Origin of the sequence: Gilliamella sp. M0364 (assembly GCF_016100565.1) — a bacterium.
In the GTDB taxonomy this organism is placed as follows: Bacteria; Pseudomonadota; Gammaproteobacteria; order Enterobacterales; family Orbaceae; genus Gilliamella; species Gilliamella apis.
Genome location: NZ_JACFSF010000001.1, coordinates 740,896 through 756,768, shown reverse-complemented (window position 1 = coordinate 756,768; position 15,873 = coordinate 740,896). Strand labels below are relative to the sequence as shown.

15 protein-coding genes are annotated in these 15,873 nt (G+C 34.0%); 4 read left to right on the top strand and 11 right to left on the bottom strand.

All coding sequences use genetic code 11. The features are described 5' to 3' along the window. The first annotated feature begins 2 nt into the window (after positions 1-2). Positions 3-629 (top strand): protein-L-isoaspartate(D-aspartate) O-methyltransferase, encoded by a 627-nt coding sequence (locus tag H3U96_RS03440; protein ID WP_034902158.1) that lies wholly within the window; start codon positions 3-5, stop codon positions 627-629. 72 nt (positions 630-701) lie between these two features. On the opposite strand, the gene pnuC is transcribed toward H3U96_RS03440, so the two are convergent. Then, positions 702-1,406 carry a nicotinamide riboside transporter PnuC gene (gene pnuC / locus H3U96_RS03435; protein WP_065578644.1) on the bottom strand — a complete coding sequence of 235 codons (705 nt, stop codon included), beginning with the start codon at positions 1,404-1,406 and terminating at the stop codon, positions 702-704. A gap of 5 nt (positions 1,407-1,411) precedes the next feature. After that, entirely contained in the window at positions 1,412-2,644 is a 1,233-nt protein-coding gene (nadR, locus tag H3U96_RS03430; RefSeq protein ID WP_086360593.1) for a multifunctional transcriptional regulator/nicotinamide-nucleotide adenylyltransferase/ribosylnicotinamide kinase NadR, read from the bottom strand. A 231-nt stretch (positions 2,645-2,875) separates the two neighbouring features. On the opposite strand from nadR, the gene H3U96_RS03425 reads away from it, so the two are divergent. Further along, entirely contained in the window at positions 2,876-4,453 is a 1,578-nt protein-coding gene (locus tag H3U96_RS03425; protein WP_034902154.1) for a DUF4139 domain-containing protein, read from the top strand. Between the two features lie 24 nt (positions 4,454-4,477). Then, a complete protein-coding gene (gene recD, locus H3U96_RS03420; protein WP_086360592.1) occupies positions 4,478-6,334 on the top strand; it encodes an exodeoxyribonuclease V subunit alpha in 1,857 nt (618 codons plus the stop codon). Positions 6,335-6,408: 74 nt separating this feature from the next. Here the strand turns inward: recD and H3U96_RS03415 are convergent, their stop codons facing one another. The 9 genes from H3U96_RS03415 to rsfS all read right to left on the bottom strand — a co-directional run bounded on the left by H3U96_RS03415 (position 6,409) and on the right by rsfS (position 13,550). Next, positions 6,409-7,134: an amino acid ABC transporter ATP-binding protein gene (locus tag H3U96_RS03415; RefSeq protein ID WP_034902152.1), complete on the bottom strand. Its 726-nt coding sequence runs from the start codon at positions 7,132-7,134 to the stop codon at positions 6,409-6,411. Continuing rightward, positions 7,131-7,832: an ABC transporter permease subunit gene (locus H3U96_RS03410; protein WP_034902150.1), complete on the bottom strand. Its 702-nt coding sequence runs from the start codon at positions 7,830-7,832 to the stop codon at positions 7,131-7,133. The genes H3U96_RS03415 and H3U96_RS03410 overlap by 4 nt, the downstream gene beginning before the upstream one ends. A 1-nt stretch (position 7,833) precedes the next feature. Then, positions 7,834-8,568: an amino acid ABC transporter permease gene (locus H3U96_RS03405; RefSeq protein ID WP_034902149.1), complete on the bottom strand. Its 735-nt coding sequence runs from the start codon at positions 8,566-8,568 to the stop codon at positions 7,834-7,836. An 82-nt stretch (positions 8,569-8,650) separates the two neighbouring features. Further along, the gene (locus tag H3U96_RS03400) at positions 8,651-9,559 is read right to left on the bottom strand and encodes a glutamate/aspartate ABC transporter substrate-binding protein (RefSeq protein WP_065614560.1); all 909 of its coding nucleotides are present in this window, start codon (positions 9,557-9,559) and stop codon (positions 8,651-8,653) included. Between the two features lie 226 nt (positions 9,560-9,785). Continuing rightward, positions 9,786-11,327 carry an apolipoprotein N-acyltransferase gene (gene lnt, locus H3U96_RS03395; protein WP_086360591.1) on the bottom strand — a complete coding sequence of 514 codons (1,542 nt, stop codon included), beginning with the start codon at positions 11,325-11,327 and terminating at the stop codon, positions 9,786-9,788. Continuing rightward, complete coding sequence (corC, locus tag H3U96_RS03390) at positions 11,320-12,192, bottom strand: CNNM family magnesium/cobalt transport protein CorC (RefSeq protein WP_086360590.1); 873 nt, start codon at positions 12,190-12,192, stop codon at positions 11,320-11,322. Before corC ends, lnt begins: the two co-directional genes overlap by 8 nt. 87 nt (positions 12,193-12,279) lie before the next feature. Further along, on the bottom strand, positions 12,280-12,744 hold the full coding sequence (ybeY, locus tag H3U96_RS03385; protein WP_086360589.1) for an rRNA maturation RNase YbeY: 465 nt from the start codon (positions 12,742-12,744) through the stop codon (positions 12,280-12,282). A gap of 13 nt (positions 12,745-12,757) precedes the next feature. After that, positions 12,758-13,228 (bottom strand): 23S rRNA (pseudouridine(1915)-N(3))-methyltransferase RlmH, encoded by a 471-nt coding sequence (rlmH, locus tag H3U96_RS03380; RefSeq protein WP_086360588.1) that lies wholly within the window; start codon positions 13,226-13,228, stop codon positions 12,758-12,760. Between the two features lie 4 nt (positions 13,229-13,232). Then, positions 13,233-13,550, bottom strand: a complete 318-nt coding sequence (gene rsfS, locus H3U96_RS03375; RefSeq protein WP_034902136.1) for a ribosome silencing factor — start codon at positions 13,548-13,550, stop codon at positions 13,233-13,235. Positions 13,551-14,226: 676 nt separating this feature from the next. Here rsfS and H3U96_RS03370 point away from each other — a divergent pair. Further along, positions 14,227-15,465: a hypothetical protein gene (locus tag H3U96_RS03370; RefSeq protein ID WP_165601595.1), complete on the top strand. Its 1,239-nt coding sequence runs from the start codon at positions 14,227-14,229 to the stop codon at positions 15,463-15,465. Positions 15,466-15,873 lie beyond the last annotated feature (408 nt).

The following is a 15,873-nucleotide window of genomic DNA, read 5'->3' as shown; positions in this document are numbered from 1 at the left end:
AAATGCAAAGTTTAAAAAGGCAGCAGTTGATTGACTTATTACGCCAGCAGGGCATAAAAGATGATCGTGTTTTAGAAGCTATAGCTTCAATACCACGTGAAAAGTTCGTTGATGAAGCGCTTTCACATCAAGCTTATGATGATCGCTCGTTACCTATTGGTAGTGGTCAAACTATTTCTCAACCTTATATTGTTGCTAAAATGACCGAATTATTAAACTTAACGCCTAATGCTAGGGTACTTGAAATTGGTACTGGTTCAGGATATCAAACAGCAGTTTTAGCCAAACTAGTTAATCATGTTTTTTCAGTAGAAAGAATAAAAAGCTTACAATGGAATACCAAACGACGATTAAAGTTACTTGATATCCATAATATTTCAACTCGGCATGGTAATGGTTGGCAAGGTTGGCCAGAACGTGGGCCATTTGATGGCATAATTGTAACTGCAGCAGCAACCGAAGTGCCTTCAAGTCTGCTGACACAACTAGCTGACAAAGGGCGACTAGTGTTACCTGTAGGTAAAAACCAGCAAACGTTACAATTAATTGAGCGAGATGGTGATAATTTTATTACTCAGAATATCGGTGAAGTGAAATTCGTACCGCTTGTAGATGGCGATATAGAATAATGAAAAAAGGAGCAAATAATTTGATTATTTGCTTCTTTTTCAATTTAACTATTATCTTTCATTTATCGAAAATTAATTTTTCTTCTCTTTTTCTTTTTGTTCGGAAAGTTTCCACTCACAAATACCGTATACTGCATTAAACAGATAAATTAAATACTGAGTTGCGATAACAATATTGTCAGTATAAATATTTAAACTAATAACTAATACATTTAATAAGACCCATAAATACCAATTAAAAGCATATCTCATCATTAATAAAAGTTGAGCAACTACGCCTAGCCCGAATATAAAGCAGTTGGTAATAAGTTGGTAGGAGGTATTTATTGCGCCGATTTCATTAGTTAAATAAATATTGAAAAAAGCAGCCGCAATGAGGAATATTAACGCATATAAAAAGGCATTTTCATTTAAAGTACGAACTTTAACGCTTTTATTATTATCAAGATTTTTTTGCCAAGTTAATATGCCATAAATATGTGAGCCAAAATAGTAAAACGTTGGCAAACCCGCCCCAATATTACCACCAAGGAAATTTGCACAACATTCAGCAATTACCGCTAGCATACCAAGCACATTACCTAAATTTTTTCGTTTTGCTAATAAGATCACACATAACAATCCTAAAAATGCACCAGCGTATGATACTGCATAGCGTAAATTGAAATCATTAATTGGATCCGTATATATATATGCTCCGGTGACACAGATAATACAAAACAATGGATAAAATTTATTGCGGCCAATAGCTATGGCAAAATGGCTTAATTTATTCATAATCATTACTCTTCATCATTAATAAGTTGATTGACTAGTTCGATACTTCGCAAATAACGCTCTTCATAATCTGGTGAATCAATTTGGATGTATTTAATATGATTTTTTTTTAACAATGAGATCAGCAATTGTTGAAAATCTTTTCGCTGTTTTGGACTGCCTAAACTTCTTAATCCGTCAGCAACCCACGGTGTGTTATTACCTAATAAGATAACTAGATCGAATCGATAATTATTGATCATAGCTTGTAAAAAAGGATGTTCTTTACCTTCATATTTTTTACAAAACGCTTGAGTGGTAATAAAATCGGTATCAATAAATGACACTTTGTTAGCATGTTTTATTGCGAAATCAATATATTGAGCATGCCCTAATGCAATTTTATCATAGTCAGCATATTGCAATGCTCGTTCATCGCCACCAAGGTGAAAAAATACATAATCACGGCCATATTCCCAAGCACTAGTGGTATTAAACATATTGGCTAATTTATTTACTAGTGTCGATTTACCGCTTGATTCACCACCAAGAATAGCTACCGTTCTCACAAAAAATGGTCTCACTTCTGTTGGTATATATTGCCAATTTTTTAATGGGGCTTGACGAATTTGAGTACCACTGACTTGCATAAATTGCCGAGTAGGATCGATAAGTACTGTGTCTAAATCGAATAAATCTTTATACATGGCTACATCTTGTGGTTCACTTGAATAGACGCAACTAGGATTAATGCCTTTTTCTTTAAATAATTTTTTGACTCTATCACTCCATTCATTCCAACCATTTGGATAAGCCGGAATACCATCTTCTTCTAAAAGTTCAATATGGATATTTTTTTGATATTTGAATGTTTGTAACAACCAACGAATCCTATCATTGATCGTTGGTTGGCGTGACATAGCACTTTCTTCAAATAACGCCATATCCCGGATAGTATCGGAACAAAGAATAATATAAAGTTCATCAACTTGGCTAATTGCACGTTGAATCAAATAAATATGGCCAGTATGCAATGGATAAAATTTGCCAAAAATCACTCCAACTTTTTTATTTTTGCTAGCTAAGTCTATTTGCAAATAATGATGAAGTGATTGTAATTTCTGTGCGCTTGGATTTTTAATTTTATCATTGATCAATTGACTCAAATAACCTTTAGTCATCTGACAAGCATCAGCAACAGTCTGTAATGATAATTTTTTGCGTTTTATGGCTGCTTTTAAATAATTGAAACCATCCATACCGCCTCCTTTTGTTTTTTATATGTAACAAAATTTACATTATTTTTAATAAATGTTCAATGTACTAAACAAAAAATAAATAATTTAGATTTGTAATTTAAATCTTATGCTGATTAAATATAAAATAATGAATATTTTTTGATCATAAAAAACTGTAGATAATTATATTTTTATTAATTTATATTTAATAGATTAATAAATAAAATCATCATGATATAGGGAACTGCTAATATGAAAATTCACAAAATTGCATTGGCTATTGCATTAATTTCAGGAAGTGCTTGGGCAAATAATAATGTTACATTAAATAAAGTAACTTTGTTTTTACAAGGTGCCGAATTGCAAGGACAATCCACTGTTTCATTAACTAAAGGTGAAAGTGAAATCATATTAACAGGTATCGCAAATAATGTTAAGCCTGATTCAATCAATGTTGGTTTTGGTAATAATGATGTCAAAGTATTGTCGACATCATTAAATAATAAATATGCTGGAAATGTAAATAATAGTCAAGATATTCAAAAGCTTATTGATAATAGGCAACAGTTACAAGAAAAGCATGATATTGTAGAAATTCAACTAAAAGTGGTGAATGAACAAGTTTCACTTTTGCAAGGTAATCGCTTAGATAGCTTAGTTAAAAGTGAATCTGCTGATTTAATTGCCATGAAAAATGTACTAGATTTTGTAAAAGCTAATCTAACTGTGACATTAAATGAGCAAAGTCGATTACAAAAAGAAATTGATTGGTTAGATGAACAAATTAAACAATGCCAAACCCAAATAGATGAAATGCAAGAAGCTGACAAATTACATAATGCAGTTGTTGTCAAAGTCATTTCCAATAAAGATATTACATTACCTATTACACTTTCATATGTTACCTCTGAAGCTGGTTGGGAACCGATTTATGATGTCCGAGTTGCCGATATTAATTCGCCTTTACAATTGACCTATAAAGCAGCAATTTATCAAAACAGTGGTTTAGATTGGCAAAATGTCGATTTTAGTTTATCAACCTCTAATCCGAGTAAAGGTATATCTGCCCCTGAAATTAATCCATGGTATATTGATGTTTATAGTGAAAAAAGTGGTCTATTTTTTTCCAAGTCCGAGAAAGAAGAATATTACGAACGAGAATCAAAATCAAGATTGGTAGAGCCTGGCCAAAATACCAAAGTTAATACTTTAGGTATCAATACCCAATTTGATGTTAAATTACCTTATACTATCAAAACCAATAGTGAAAATAATATTCTTACATTGCAAACAAATGAAGTTGAAGCTAATTATCATTATATTTCAACGCCTAAATTAGATAGTAGTGTTTATTTACTAGCACAGATAAGAGACTGGGATAAACTGAATCTATTCTCAGGAAAAGCCAATATCTTCTTTAATGGAGATTTTGTTGGTGAGACAACTATCTCAACCCAAAGTGCTAAAGAGACATTGGATTTTTCATTAGGACGTGATAAAAACATTTTAATCGCCCGCAATCGTAATGTTAAAGAAACCTCAACTCCATCACTATTTGGTGATGATATTTCACAAAAGTATGCTTATACTATTGATGTCAAAAATAATAAAATATTGCCAATTGATATCGTAGTTAATGATCAGCTACCGGTGATTTTAAATAAAACCGTAATACTTGATGATGCTAAATATGATGGTGCTCAATATGATAAACAAACCGGATTATTAACTTGGCGATTTACTTTAAATCCAAGTGAAACTAAAGATCTTAATTTAAGCTTTAAACTCACTTATCCAAATGATAAAGAAAAAGATATATATGGTTTATAAACCTCATAAAATAAAGTACAAACAATGTTAACTAATTGGTTTGAGCAATTTAAACAGAATAGTCAGATAAGTTTACTCGATCTTCATTTGGCACAATTTTTGGTCAATAAAGTTGATGGCAACGATGAAATTATTAGTAAACGTTTTGCCTTTTTAATTATATCGTTAAGTCAGGAAGTCAGGTCAGGTCATGTTTGTCTTGATATTACTCGCCTGAATCAACAATTTATCGATCCACAACTTTGGCAGGAACTCAATGCTCCAACAGTTGAAGATTGGGTTAATGTACTCTGTGTAGCTTCATATAAACAGGTAGTAAGTGATGGGAAGCAACTTGCGCCACTTATTTTTATTGAAAATAAACTTTATTTTCAACGTATGTGGCTAGATGAACGTCATGTTGCACAGTTTTTTAATCAACCACAGTTGAATATTACATCAAGTAAACCGATTGACTTAAAAAATATTCTCGACCAACTATTTGTTGATGATAATACAACTATTGATTGGCAAAAAATTGCGGTTGCGGTGGCGCTAACTCGTAAAATTGCCATTATTTCAGGTGGCCCAGGTACAGGTAAAACAACCACAGTAGCTAAAATCTTAGCAGGAATAGTCTTAAATGATCCTACCACGCGAATCGTGGCAGCAGCACCAACTGGCAAAGCTGCATCAAGGTTAACCGAATCTCTCAGTCGAGCAATTGAACAGTTATCTTTTGAATCATTAAATATTCAAACTGAAGCCGTGACTCTGCACCGTTTATTAGGTGCAAAAACTGATAATCGCTCATTTAATTATAATAAACACAACCAATTACATATTGATGTTCTTGTAGTTGATGAAGCGTCAATGGTTGATCTGAATATGATGGCAAGAATTATTGAGGCTCTGCCTGATTGTGCTCGCTTAATCTTATTGGGTGATAAAGATCAGCTATCTTCTGTTGAAGCAGGTGCAGTATTTGGTGACTTATGTGGCTTTATTTTAAATGGATATAGTCAATCTAGGGCTGATGAACTAAGTCAATTAACTGGCTATACTATTCCAATCGCAGACCAACCAGCAAGTATGATCACCGATAGTATCTGTTTATTGAAAAAAAGTTATCGTTTTAACGAGTCTTCAGGAATAGGCTTGTTGGCTAATGCCGTTAAAGAAGGTCAATTGCAAGTGGTTAAAAAACTGCTAGCCAATGAAGCTTTACCAGATGCTTGTTATTATGAATTATCTTCATGTCAAACTTACCAAGCTGTTTTAGATGATTGTGTAGCACATTATAAAAATTACCTAAATGCTATTAAATATCATCAATATAATGATATTACCAATGTTTTAAGTAAATTTGCTGAGTGTCGTTTACTTTGTGCTGTACGTGAAGGTAAATTTGGGTTAGGTGGGTTAAATAAGCAAATTGAATCATTATTAGCCAAACATAAATTGATTAAATTAAATAATCGTGATCAATGGTATATTGGTCGGCCAATTATGATCTTACGCAATAGTACCGCATTAGGTTTATATAATGGTGATATTGGTATCACTCTTATGGCTGAACATGATCACTCAAAATTACGGGTTTATTTCCCTTTTTCTGATGGTTCTATTAAAGGCTTTTCTCCCTATCGATTACCGGAGCATGAAACAGCCTATGCAATGACGATCCACAAATCTCAAGGTTCTGAATTTGATCATGTTAATATCATTCTACCAACAGAATTTTCGCCACTACTTAATCGATCATTACTCTATACGGCAATAACAAGGGCTAAAAAAACAGTCTCAATTTATTCTGATGCTAAAATTTTAGATCGTGTAGTGAAAAGTCAAATTCATCGAGAAAGTGGCCTAGTTGAACAAATAAAAAATGTTCTACAATAGTAGCGACACTTAAATTATTGCTGATATAGATAAAGCACCAACTTATTGTATTATAGCTGGTGCTTTTTTATCTATTAGTGAATGATCTTAGCTAAAAAGTCTTTAGCACGATCTGATTGCGGATTGGTAAAGAATTGCTCTTTTGAGGTATCTTCAATGATTTCACCAGCATCCATAAAGATCACGCGATGTGCAACTTTACGTGCAAAGCCCATCTCATGGGTAACAACCATCATGGTCATGCCTTCATAAGCTAATTCAACCATAACATCTAGTACTTCATTAACCATTTCCGGATCAAGAGCCGAGGTTGGTTCATCAAATAGCATAACGACAGGATCCATACATAGTGCTCGAGCGATTGCAACACGTTGTTGTTGACCACCAGATAGTTGAGCTGGGAATTTATCTGCATGAGCCAATAAACCAACACGATCTAATAGCGATAGCGCTTTTTCACGCGCTTCTTCGTTTGATCGGCCTAATACCTTAATTTGAGCAAGTGTCAAATTTTTCAAAATTGTTAAATGAGGGAAAAGCTCGAAGTGTTGAAATACCATTCCCACTTTTGAACGCAGTTTTGCTAAATTAGTCGATGGATTTGTAATCTCAGTACCATCAATAATAATTTTACCTTGTTGAATAGGTTCTAGAGCATTTACGGTTTTGATTAGTGTTGATTTACCTGAACCAGAAGGCCCACAAACAACAACAACTTCACCTTTACCTACTCTTGTAGTACAGTTTTTTAATACTTGAAATTTTCCGTACCATTTTGATACATTTTCTAAGGAGATCATCGACTTATCCCTTTCTTGAAATAATTAACTAAACGAGAAGCAGTATAACAAATTATAAAGTAACTTATTGCTGCAAAAATAATCATTGAATATTTAACAGTACCACCCTGAACCGTACCGATTTGGGTAACACTGGCGCCAAATAAATCAATTAAGCTCATCACATAAACCAAAGAGGTATCCTGGAACAAGATAATACCTTGTGTTAACAACAATGGCACCATTGATCTAAATGCTTGTGGTAATATTATCAAACGCATTGCCTGACTTTTGGTCATACCTAATGCGTAAGCCGCATGATATTGACCTTTAGCAACCGCATTAATCCCTGCACGAATGATTTCAGAATAGTAAGCTGCTTCAAATAAAGCAAATGCGATCATTGCTGAAACAATCCTAACATCAGCATAAGGCGGTAAATTAAATATATGTTTAATAACTTGTGGTAACGCTAAATAGAACCATAACAAAACTAATAGTAATGGAATGGAACGGAATAAATTGACATAACATTTAGCAAAAATATTTAGTATTTTATTATTTGATAAACGCATTAAAGCTAATACTGTCCCCCAAACAATACCAAATACGACGGCGGTAAATGTAATTTTAGCGGTTAACCATAACCCACTTAATAGTAGATGATAATTGTCTGATACTAATGAAGGTATATCTGCAATCCAATTTAGTAGTTGCATGTTATCCTCCATGATTCATATTAGGTAAGCGGGTTTGTTTTTCAACAAAACGCATAATGGTTAGTACGGCATAGTTTATCAACATAAATGCAATCGTTACTCCACATAAAATTTCAACAATGCTGTTAGTTGCATCGTTAATGCGATCTATTTGGCCAATCAAATCTATCAATCCAATAGTAGATGCAACTGATGAATTTTTAATGATATTGGTCATTTCAGACGTTAGTGGTGGAATAATACGACGATAAGCATTAGGTAGTAGAACGTACATATATGCTTGTCGATTTGTTAAACCAAGTGCAATAGCGGCATAACGTTGACCTTTGGGTAAAGTTTGAATACCTGTTCTAACTTGTTCTGCAATACGCGCAGAAGTAAACAAACCTAAAGCAATTGCTGCTGTGATAAATGCACTGACATCAGGTGATAAGCCAGATATAAACCATGTTTTTAAACTTCCAGATAGAATTTCTGGAAATAACATATACCATAAAAACATTTGCACTAGTAATGGGATATTACGGAATAGTTGGATATAACCGGCTGCAAAACGATTTAGAAATTTATTTTCTAACGTTCGGCAGATTCCCACTAGTGATCCTAGTATGAATGCAATAATCCAAGCAGTAACTGCTAATGAAACGGTAACAACAATACCATCCCAAAGCCAGTTTAAATAAATTCCATCACCATACGGAGTGGATTCAAAAAATAGTGTCCAATTGAAACTCATAATATATTTATTTCACTAAATTAGATTATGTACTAAATGCAACATACATTTAGTACATAGGATTAGAAAGATAAGAAAAGTATTAATCTAATGCTTTATCATTTGGATTTGCAAAAAGCTCAACCATTTTTGGTGAAATTTCAAGAGCCATATTCGCTCCTTTTGGTGGAACAGGTTGAGTAAACCATTTGTTATAAGATTCTAATGCTTTTCCTGATTTTTGAGCATCAGCAATGGTTTTATCCATTAATTGTTTAAATTGGGTATCGCCTTTTCTTAACATACAACCATAAGATTCATAAGATAATGGCTCACCGACAATCTTCCATTCTGCAGGGTTAATTGCACGTGAACGCTCACCGGCTAAAAGTGCATCATCCATTAAAAATGCCACTGCACGACCCGTTTCGAGAGCATTGAATGCATCACCATGATCTTTCGGCGTAATAATACGAATATCTAACTTCTCTTTATTATTGATTTGGTTTAAACGGACTTCAGATGTAGTACCAGCGGTAGTCACCACATTTTTTCCTTTTAAATCTTCAATACTATTGATATTGCTATCTGCTTTAACAAGGAATCGGGTACCTACAATAAAAATACTGTCAGAAAAATCTACTGTCTTTTGACGTTCAAGATTGTTTGTTGTGGAACCACACTCAAAATCATAGGTATAGTTATTTAGTAATTGAATTCGAGTTTTAGAAGTAATTGGTAAATATTTAACTTTAAGATCCGGCAAGTTTAGTTCTTTTTTTACTGCATCTATAATTAGGTTAGAGTAATCTTGAGAATAACCGATAACTTCTTGTTTTTCACCATAGTAGGAAAATGGGATAGAAGACTCTCGATGACCAACAACAATCACACCGCTTTCTTTGATTTTAGCCAATGTACCACTTAGTTCCTCTGCAACAGCGGCACCACTCATTAGGCCTAGCATTGCTAATGATAACACTAATTTGGTTAGTTTTGTCTTTTTGTACATACTCATCTCCTACTGTTTAATTTGTATCATATTAAATAAATTTAATATTTTTACAAAGGGCGTATATTATAACTTATTTTTTAGCATAAAAGTACTTTTTACTGTTTATTTATCGTTTAAAAGGACAAGCTACAGTCAAGAAATTCGATGATTTTTACCAATTCTTAACATAGCCAATTTTTTGAATTTCAATATTATATAAGCAATATTTATGCCAAAATATTGCTTAGCGACGATTTCTTACAAAAATCAAAATAAATAATAATGAAATAATCAGATAATAGAAAAGGTTTCCAAACCTTGCATAAGGGGTTAAACCAACAGTGGGGGATAATTTGTAATTTAAAACCTGAGTTTGAAATTGTGGTAATTGTTCAACAATTTGACCATGATGATCAATAATTGCTGTAATACCTGTATTGGTACTACGAATCATTGGTCTGCCAAACTCTAAGGCTCTTGCTTGCGCCATTTGTAAATGTTGTTTGGGGCCAATACTGTTACCAAACCAAGCATCGTTAGACACAGTTAGTAAAAAATCTGTGTCTGCGGTAAAGTTTTTTAAAATCAAATTGGATAAAATAACTTCATAGCAAATTGCTGTAGTAAATTTGAAGCCTTTTATCTCAAGTGGTGGTTGTTTTTCAGCACCAGCCTGCATGGATGACATTGGGATATCAAGCATTTGCCCAATAGGATCAAGTAATGATTCTAAAGGAGTAAATTCACCAAACGGTACCAGATGATGTTTTTGATAACGGTTGGTGTTAGGGTATTGATATGGTGTTTTTCCACCTAACACTAGCAATGTGTTATAAATATTAGGGTTCTCTTGATAACCGTAATTTCCTAAACGGTAATCAATAATACCAACAGCTATTTCACTATTATTTGCCCTTGCTTCGTTATCTAAAAACTGGAGGAAAGGTTGCTGATTGATTTCGTAATCGGTAATGCTTGCCTCAGACCAAATAATAATTTTATCTTTAGCAAGATTTTGTTCAGTCAATGAGCCATAAGTTTGCAGAGTTTTATTTAGTTGCTCTTTGGTCCAGCGGAGAGATTGTGAAATATTACCTTGAATTAAGCTAAAATCAGCAGAGCGGCTGTGGTCAATTGTTGTCCAATTAATTGAATTGAATGATATTGGTGCAATAAAGAGCATTAATAGTGCGAAAATTGCACCAATTGGGTGCTTTTTAGGGGAGCGATTCAATGTCATATTTAAACAATAGATGATTAAACCACAGCAGATAGTCAATATTAATGTGACACCATTTATTCCAACTATCGGGAAGTAGCCTCTCAATGGACTATCTAGTTGACTATATCCTAGTTCTAACCACGCAAAACCGGTTAAAATATAGCCTCGTAAAAATTCAGTAAGCTGCCACAAAATAGGGGTGAGCAAAACCAATTGTTTTATCGAGAATTTTGGTGCGAAACGATCACATACTCTTAGCAATAATGCAAATAACATAGGGTAAAATGCTAAGTATGCGATTAGTAGTCCTAAAATAATTACTGCTACCGATGTTGGTACTTCACCATATTGTTTAATGCTTATATAAACCCAATGAGTACCCGCTAAAAAATAGCCAATACCCCAGCTAAAACCAATAAGCATTGCTCTCTTTTTCGGTTTATCAGCGATTAACCACAAAAGGCCGGCAAATGCTACAAATGCAAGTGGCCAGATATGAAAGGGTGCGTAACTAAATACCGCAATTGCACCAAAGATAAAGCTTAATAAAATTTGTTTAAGCATTTTCTGATTGCTCTAAATTAGGTATGTTTGCATCTTCAGGGATCGTGACATGCAATTGAATAATACGTCTTCGGTCAACAATGGTTACTTTAAATTGATAACCATCAATAGTAATCGTTTCGCCTCGGATTGGTAAACGTCCAAAATGTTGCATGACTAATCCGCCAATAGTATCCATTTCATCATCACTAAACGTGGTGGCAAAAATTTCATTAAAATCTTCTACAGGAGTAAGGGCACGGACAGAATAAACTGATTGTGATAAACGGCGAATATCGCGATCTTCAACTTCATCGTATTCATCTTCGATATCACCAACTATAAGTTCTAAAATATCTTCGATAGTGACTAAGCCTGAAACACCACCAAACTCGTCAATGGCCATTGCCATATGATAGCGTTGCATGCGGAATTCTTTTAACATATGGTCAACGCGTTTACTTTCAGGAACGACAACAGTTGGTCTTAGGATCTTTTTCAAATCAAAATCGTTGACACCTTGTCGAATATAAATGAGTAAATCTTTGGCTAATAGTACCCCTTCGATATGGTCTCGATCTTCACTAATTACTGGATAACGTGAATGACCATGTTCAGAAATAATATCTAAACATTCATCAAGGGTGAAATTATCTTTGATTGTTACAATTTGAGAGCGAGGTATCATGATATCACGAACGCGTTGATCGGCTATATCCATTACACCTTCGATCATATCGAGGGTATCAAGATCAATGAGTTGATTTTCTTCAGCCTCACGAATAACTTCGATCAGTTCTTCTTTATCTTTTGGTTCTGAATTGAATAATTGACTTAACCATAATGTAAACCCTTTTTTGGGTCTCCGGTGATTATCATCACTCATTTTGCTCTCTTCCTTTTTGTAATATCAAATATAGTTCGATTTATTGTTATTGTTCTAATATCTAAACAGATTATTAGTCACACTTATTTAATCAATTAGTTGATAAGGGTTATCAAAACCTAATTGTGCCATGATGTCGATTTCGATATTTTCCATTTCTTCAGCTTCTTCGTCAAGGATATGATCATATCCTAATAAATGCAAACATCCATGGACAATCATATGTGCCCAATGTGATGTTAATGATTTATGTTGTTCGCTAGCTTCGATTTCAACCACTTGTTTACAAATCACTAAATCACCGAGTAACGGCACATCAATTTCAATTGGTGATTCAAATGGGAATGATAAAACATTTGTCGGTTTATCTTTATTACGATAAGTGTAATTAAGATGTTGGCTCTCTTCTTTATCGACAATTCGTATAGTGATTTCGGCATTATCCATAAACTGCGGTAAGATCACTTCTAGCCATTGCATAATTTGTTGTTCTGTTGGGAGATTCTCATGATGCTTACAGGCAATTTGCAAATCTAAAATAATAGTACTCATTTTATTATCCGATCTATTCACGATGATAAGGATGATTAGCCGTTAAACTCCATGCACGATAAAGACTTTCAGAAACAATTACTCGTACTAATGGATGAGGCAATGTTAAAGGTGATAATGACCAACTTTGTTCAGCCGCCGCTTTACATGCTGGCGACAAACCTTCAGGACCGCCAATTAACAAACTGACATCACGACCATCGGTTTTCCAACGTTCAAGTTGTTTTGCTAAATCGTGGGTTGTATAAGGTTTGCCTGGAATATCCAGTGTGACAATGCGATTACCTTTGCCACATGCAGCTAGCATTAATTCACCTTCTTTATCTAAAATTCGCACAATATCAGCATTTTTAGTCCGTTTTCCTGCTGGTATTTCAATCAGTTCTAAAGGCGTATCTTTGGGGAAACGGGATTGGTAATCATTAAAAGCAGTGGTCACCCAATTGGGCATTTTATTGCCAACAGCAATAAGCTGTATTTTCACGTCACTAACTCCAAAGTTTCTCGAGTTCGTAAAGTTGCCGACTCTGTTCTTGCATGATATGTACAATGACAGAATCCATATCAACTACCACCCAATCAGCATCATTTTGGCCTTCACTACCTAATACAAGATGGCCTTGTTTTTTTGCTTCATCAAGTAAGTGTCCTGCTATTGATGCAACATGACGGTTAGATGTGCCTGTACAGATAATCATATAATCGGTAATACTTGATTTACCTCGAACATCAAGGGTAACAATATCTTTGCCTTTAAGGTCATCAATTTTATCAATAATAAAATCTTGTAATGATTGTTGCAAAATAATCTCTCTACTATTTTAAATAAAGTTGTAGTATAGCATATTTTTTCTAAATCGCCTTGAAAATAGTGTGTCTCAGCAATAGCCCTCTATATTTAAAAAGTCACAAAAATAATTTTATGGAGAGCTATTTTAATCAAAAAAAGTTGAGGAGAGAGGGTTTTTAAAAGGGAAAAATATGATTAAACCGCTTATCTCACTAATAATATTTACAAAAGTTAACAATTTAGCTTTTTAAATCAGTTGCATAGATTATTTTCAATCACTATACTTTTAGATGATTTTTAGCGCAATAATAGGCTGTTATTTAGTTAAATTAACTTAAAAAAGCCAAATAAAACATGGAATTACTTGACAAGGCTGTTGTTATGAACTATAATTTTAAACACCAAACACCAAACACCAAACCTGCCCAACTTATACTTTAAATTCATCTCGTTATTGCAATCAACGTTTAGTCTTTTCTAATAATTTATTTTTTCCTCGATTTTTAAGGTTATTTTTATTCTCGCCACTTTTTAGTGTTTTCGCCGTTACTTTAGTTTTATTCTTTTCATCAAGTAGTTATGCACTAACATCCCTAAGAGCCAGTACCGTCAAAGTTATTACCGGGAATTCTCCCTATATTATATTAGGTGATGGTTTTAACCCTTTAACTGATTTGCGTCAAATAATAGGTTTGAATTTTCCTAATGGTCAAGGTGGTTATAATTGGATAAGCGCCTGGGATGCCGGGGTTGCCATCAAAGCACCGCCCGGTATGCATTTTAATCAAGTCTTGTCCCATAGTGTCATCAGTGATGGTAATGCTCATCATATCCCTTCTCTTTATATTGGTGATGCAGATGGTGATGAAGCGGGTGGATATATATCAGGTTATCTAAAAGCGACATGGTATGAAAATGGCGTACAAATTCCGAATGATAGGTTAGGTAATGAATTATGGGGCTGCGGTGGGCCTTATAAATTAAGAGTAGAGGTTAGGGATATTAAAGCTAATACCCCTTATGGTGTACCGAATAATCGTTATTATGGTAATAGTTGGGTGGAATATACCGTCATTCCCTATAATCCCAGTATCTGCTATTTAAGACCAAATGATATGGACGATTATGGTGGTTATGACGGAAATGTATTTCATAACTTTTGGGGCTTTTCACGCTGGAGTGGTTTCCCGACCACGGGTTTTCAAAATGCGGCATTTACGTTAATAGGTGCAGGTGCAGACCAAAGTCGTTATCGCTGTTATTCACATAATGGGGGTGGCAAAATATGGTTATCGACCATCAGTGGTTATGGTGAAAACTGCACGGTTAATTATGCGGCAGAAAAAAAATGGCAATTTATTCAAAATGGTACGCCGGTAATAACTATGGAGTATTTTAACGGTCGAGATTGGTTTTGGATAGATAGTTTTACGATCCCGGTACCGAGTAAATGGCCATCGAAAGGAGGTAAACGTATGACATATACCAATGTTAAATCAGAAGCAAAAAAAGATTCAAGAGCATTCGAAAAGTTTACAGATAAACTGACTTTTTATGTATTAGATTATTGTACAGGAAGAGAACTTCCTCCTGATAATGTAGGACACTATAATCCTAACCGAGTGCGATTACATGAAGCATTGGATGACAACTTCCGTCAACAATATATGTATAAATCAGATGAAATAATAATGAAAAACCCCAATAGTAATGATGGTTGGGTTCGTTCAGTTGGTAATTTTATGGGAGAATGGGGGATGTTAAAGAAATATAACGTAGGATTGTGGGGAGATAGAGGAATATGGACAGCAGATAGAGGTGTAGACACAAAGTATACAAGTCCAGTTTATGTTGCATCATATGGTATTATTTATCATGATAATTGGACAGATATATATCATGCTATAGAAGCAGTTTGTCGAGGAGATTAATCCTATGATGTTACCATTGATAATCTGACAAATACAACGTAACAAATTGTACCTATCAATAAGTGTATAAATACAATAAGTTGCGTTCAACCTTTAACAAATCAGGCATCGAATGTAGATTGACTGCATAGCATATCTTTGAAGAGCGCACTTTTTAAACTCAAGAATTTGAGGAGAGGTGAAGGGTTTAAACAGTGCGTTAACAGCTTATCTCACTAATAATATTTACAAAAGTTAACAATTTAGCTTTTTAAATCAGTTGCATAGATTATTTTCAATCACTATACTCTTAGCAGATTTTAAGTACAATAATCGACTGTAATTTGCTCGAACAGACTTAAAAAATTAAATAAAACATGGAATTACTTGACAGGACTGTCGTTATGAGCTATAATGTTAAACACCAAA

Coding starts and splice junctions, on each gene's coding strand:
- recD (WP_086360592.1), top strand. CDS start 4,478: ATGTTAACTAATTGGTTTGAGCAATTTAAACAGAATAGTCAGATAAGT.
- nadR (WP_086360593.1), bottom strand. CDS start 2,644: ATGGATGGTTTCAATTATTTAAAAGCAGCCATAAAACGCAAAAAATTA.
- H3U96_RS03405 (WP_034902149.1), bottom strand. CDS start 8,568: ATGAGTTTCAATTGGACACTATTTTTTGAATCCACTCCGTATGGTGAT.
- H3U96_RS03440 (WP_034902158.1), top strand. CDS start 3: ATGCAAAGTTTAAAAAGGCAGCAGTTGATTGACTTATTACGCCAGCAG.
- pnuC (WP_065578644.1), bottom strand. CDS start 1,406: ATGAATAAATTAAGCCATTTTGCCATAGCTATTGGCCGCAATAAATTT.
- H3U96_RS03425 (WP_034902154.1), top strand. CDS start 2,876: ATGAAAATTCACAAAATTGCATTGGCTATTGCATTAATTTCAGGAAGT.
- lnt (WP_086360591.1), bottom strand. CDS start 11,327: ATGCTTAAACAAATTTTATTAAGCTTTATCTTTGGTGCAATTGCGGTA.
- H3U96_RS03415 (WP_034902152.1), bottom strand. CDS start 7,134: ATGATCTCCTTAGAAAATGTATCAAAATGGTACGGAAAATTTCAAGTA.
- H3U96_RS03410 (WP_034902150.1), bottom strand. CDS start 7,832: ATGCAACTACTAAATTGGATTGCAGATATACCTTCATTAGTATCAGAC.
- corC (WP_086360590.1), bottom strand. CDS start 12,192: ATGAGTGATGATAATCACCGGAGACCCAAAAAAGGGTTTACATTATGG.
- ybeY (WP_086360589.1), bottom strand. CDS start 12,744: ATGAGTACTATTATTTTAGATTTGCAAATTGCCTGTAAGCATCATGAG.
- H3U96_RS03400 (WP_065614560.1), bottom strand. CDS start 9,559: ATGTACAAAAAGACAAAACTAACCAAATTAGTGTTATCATTAGCAATG.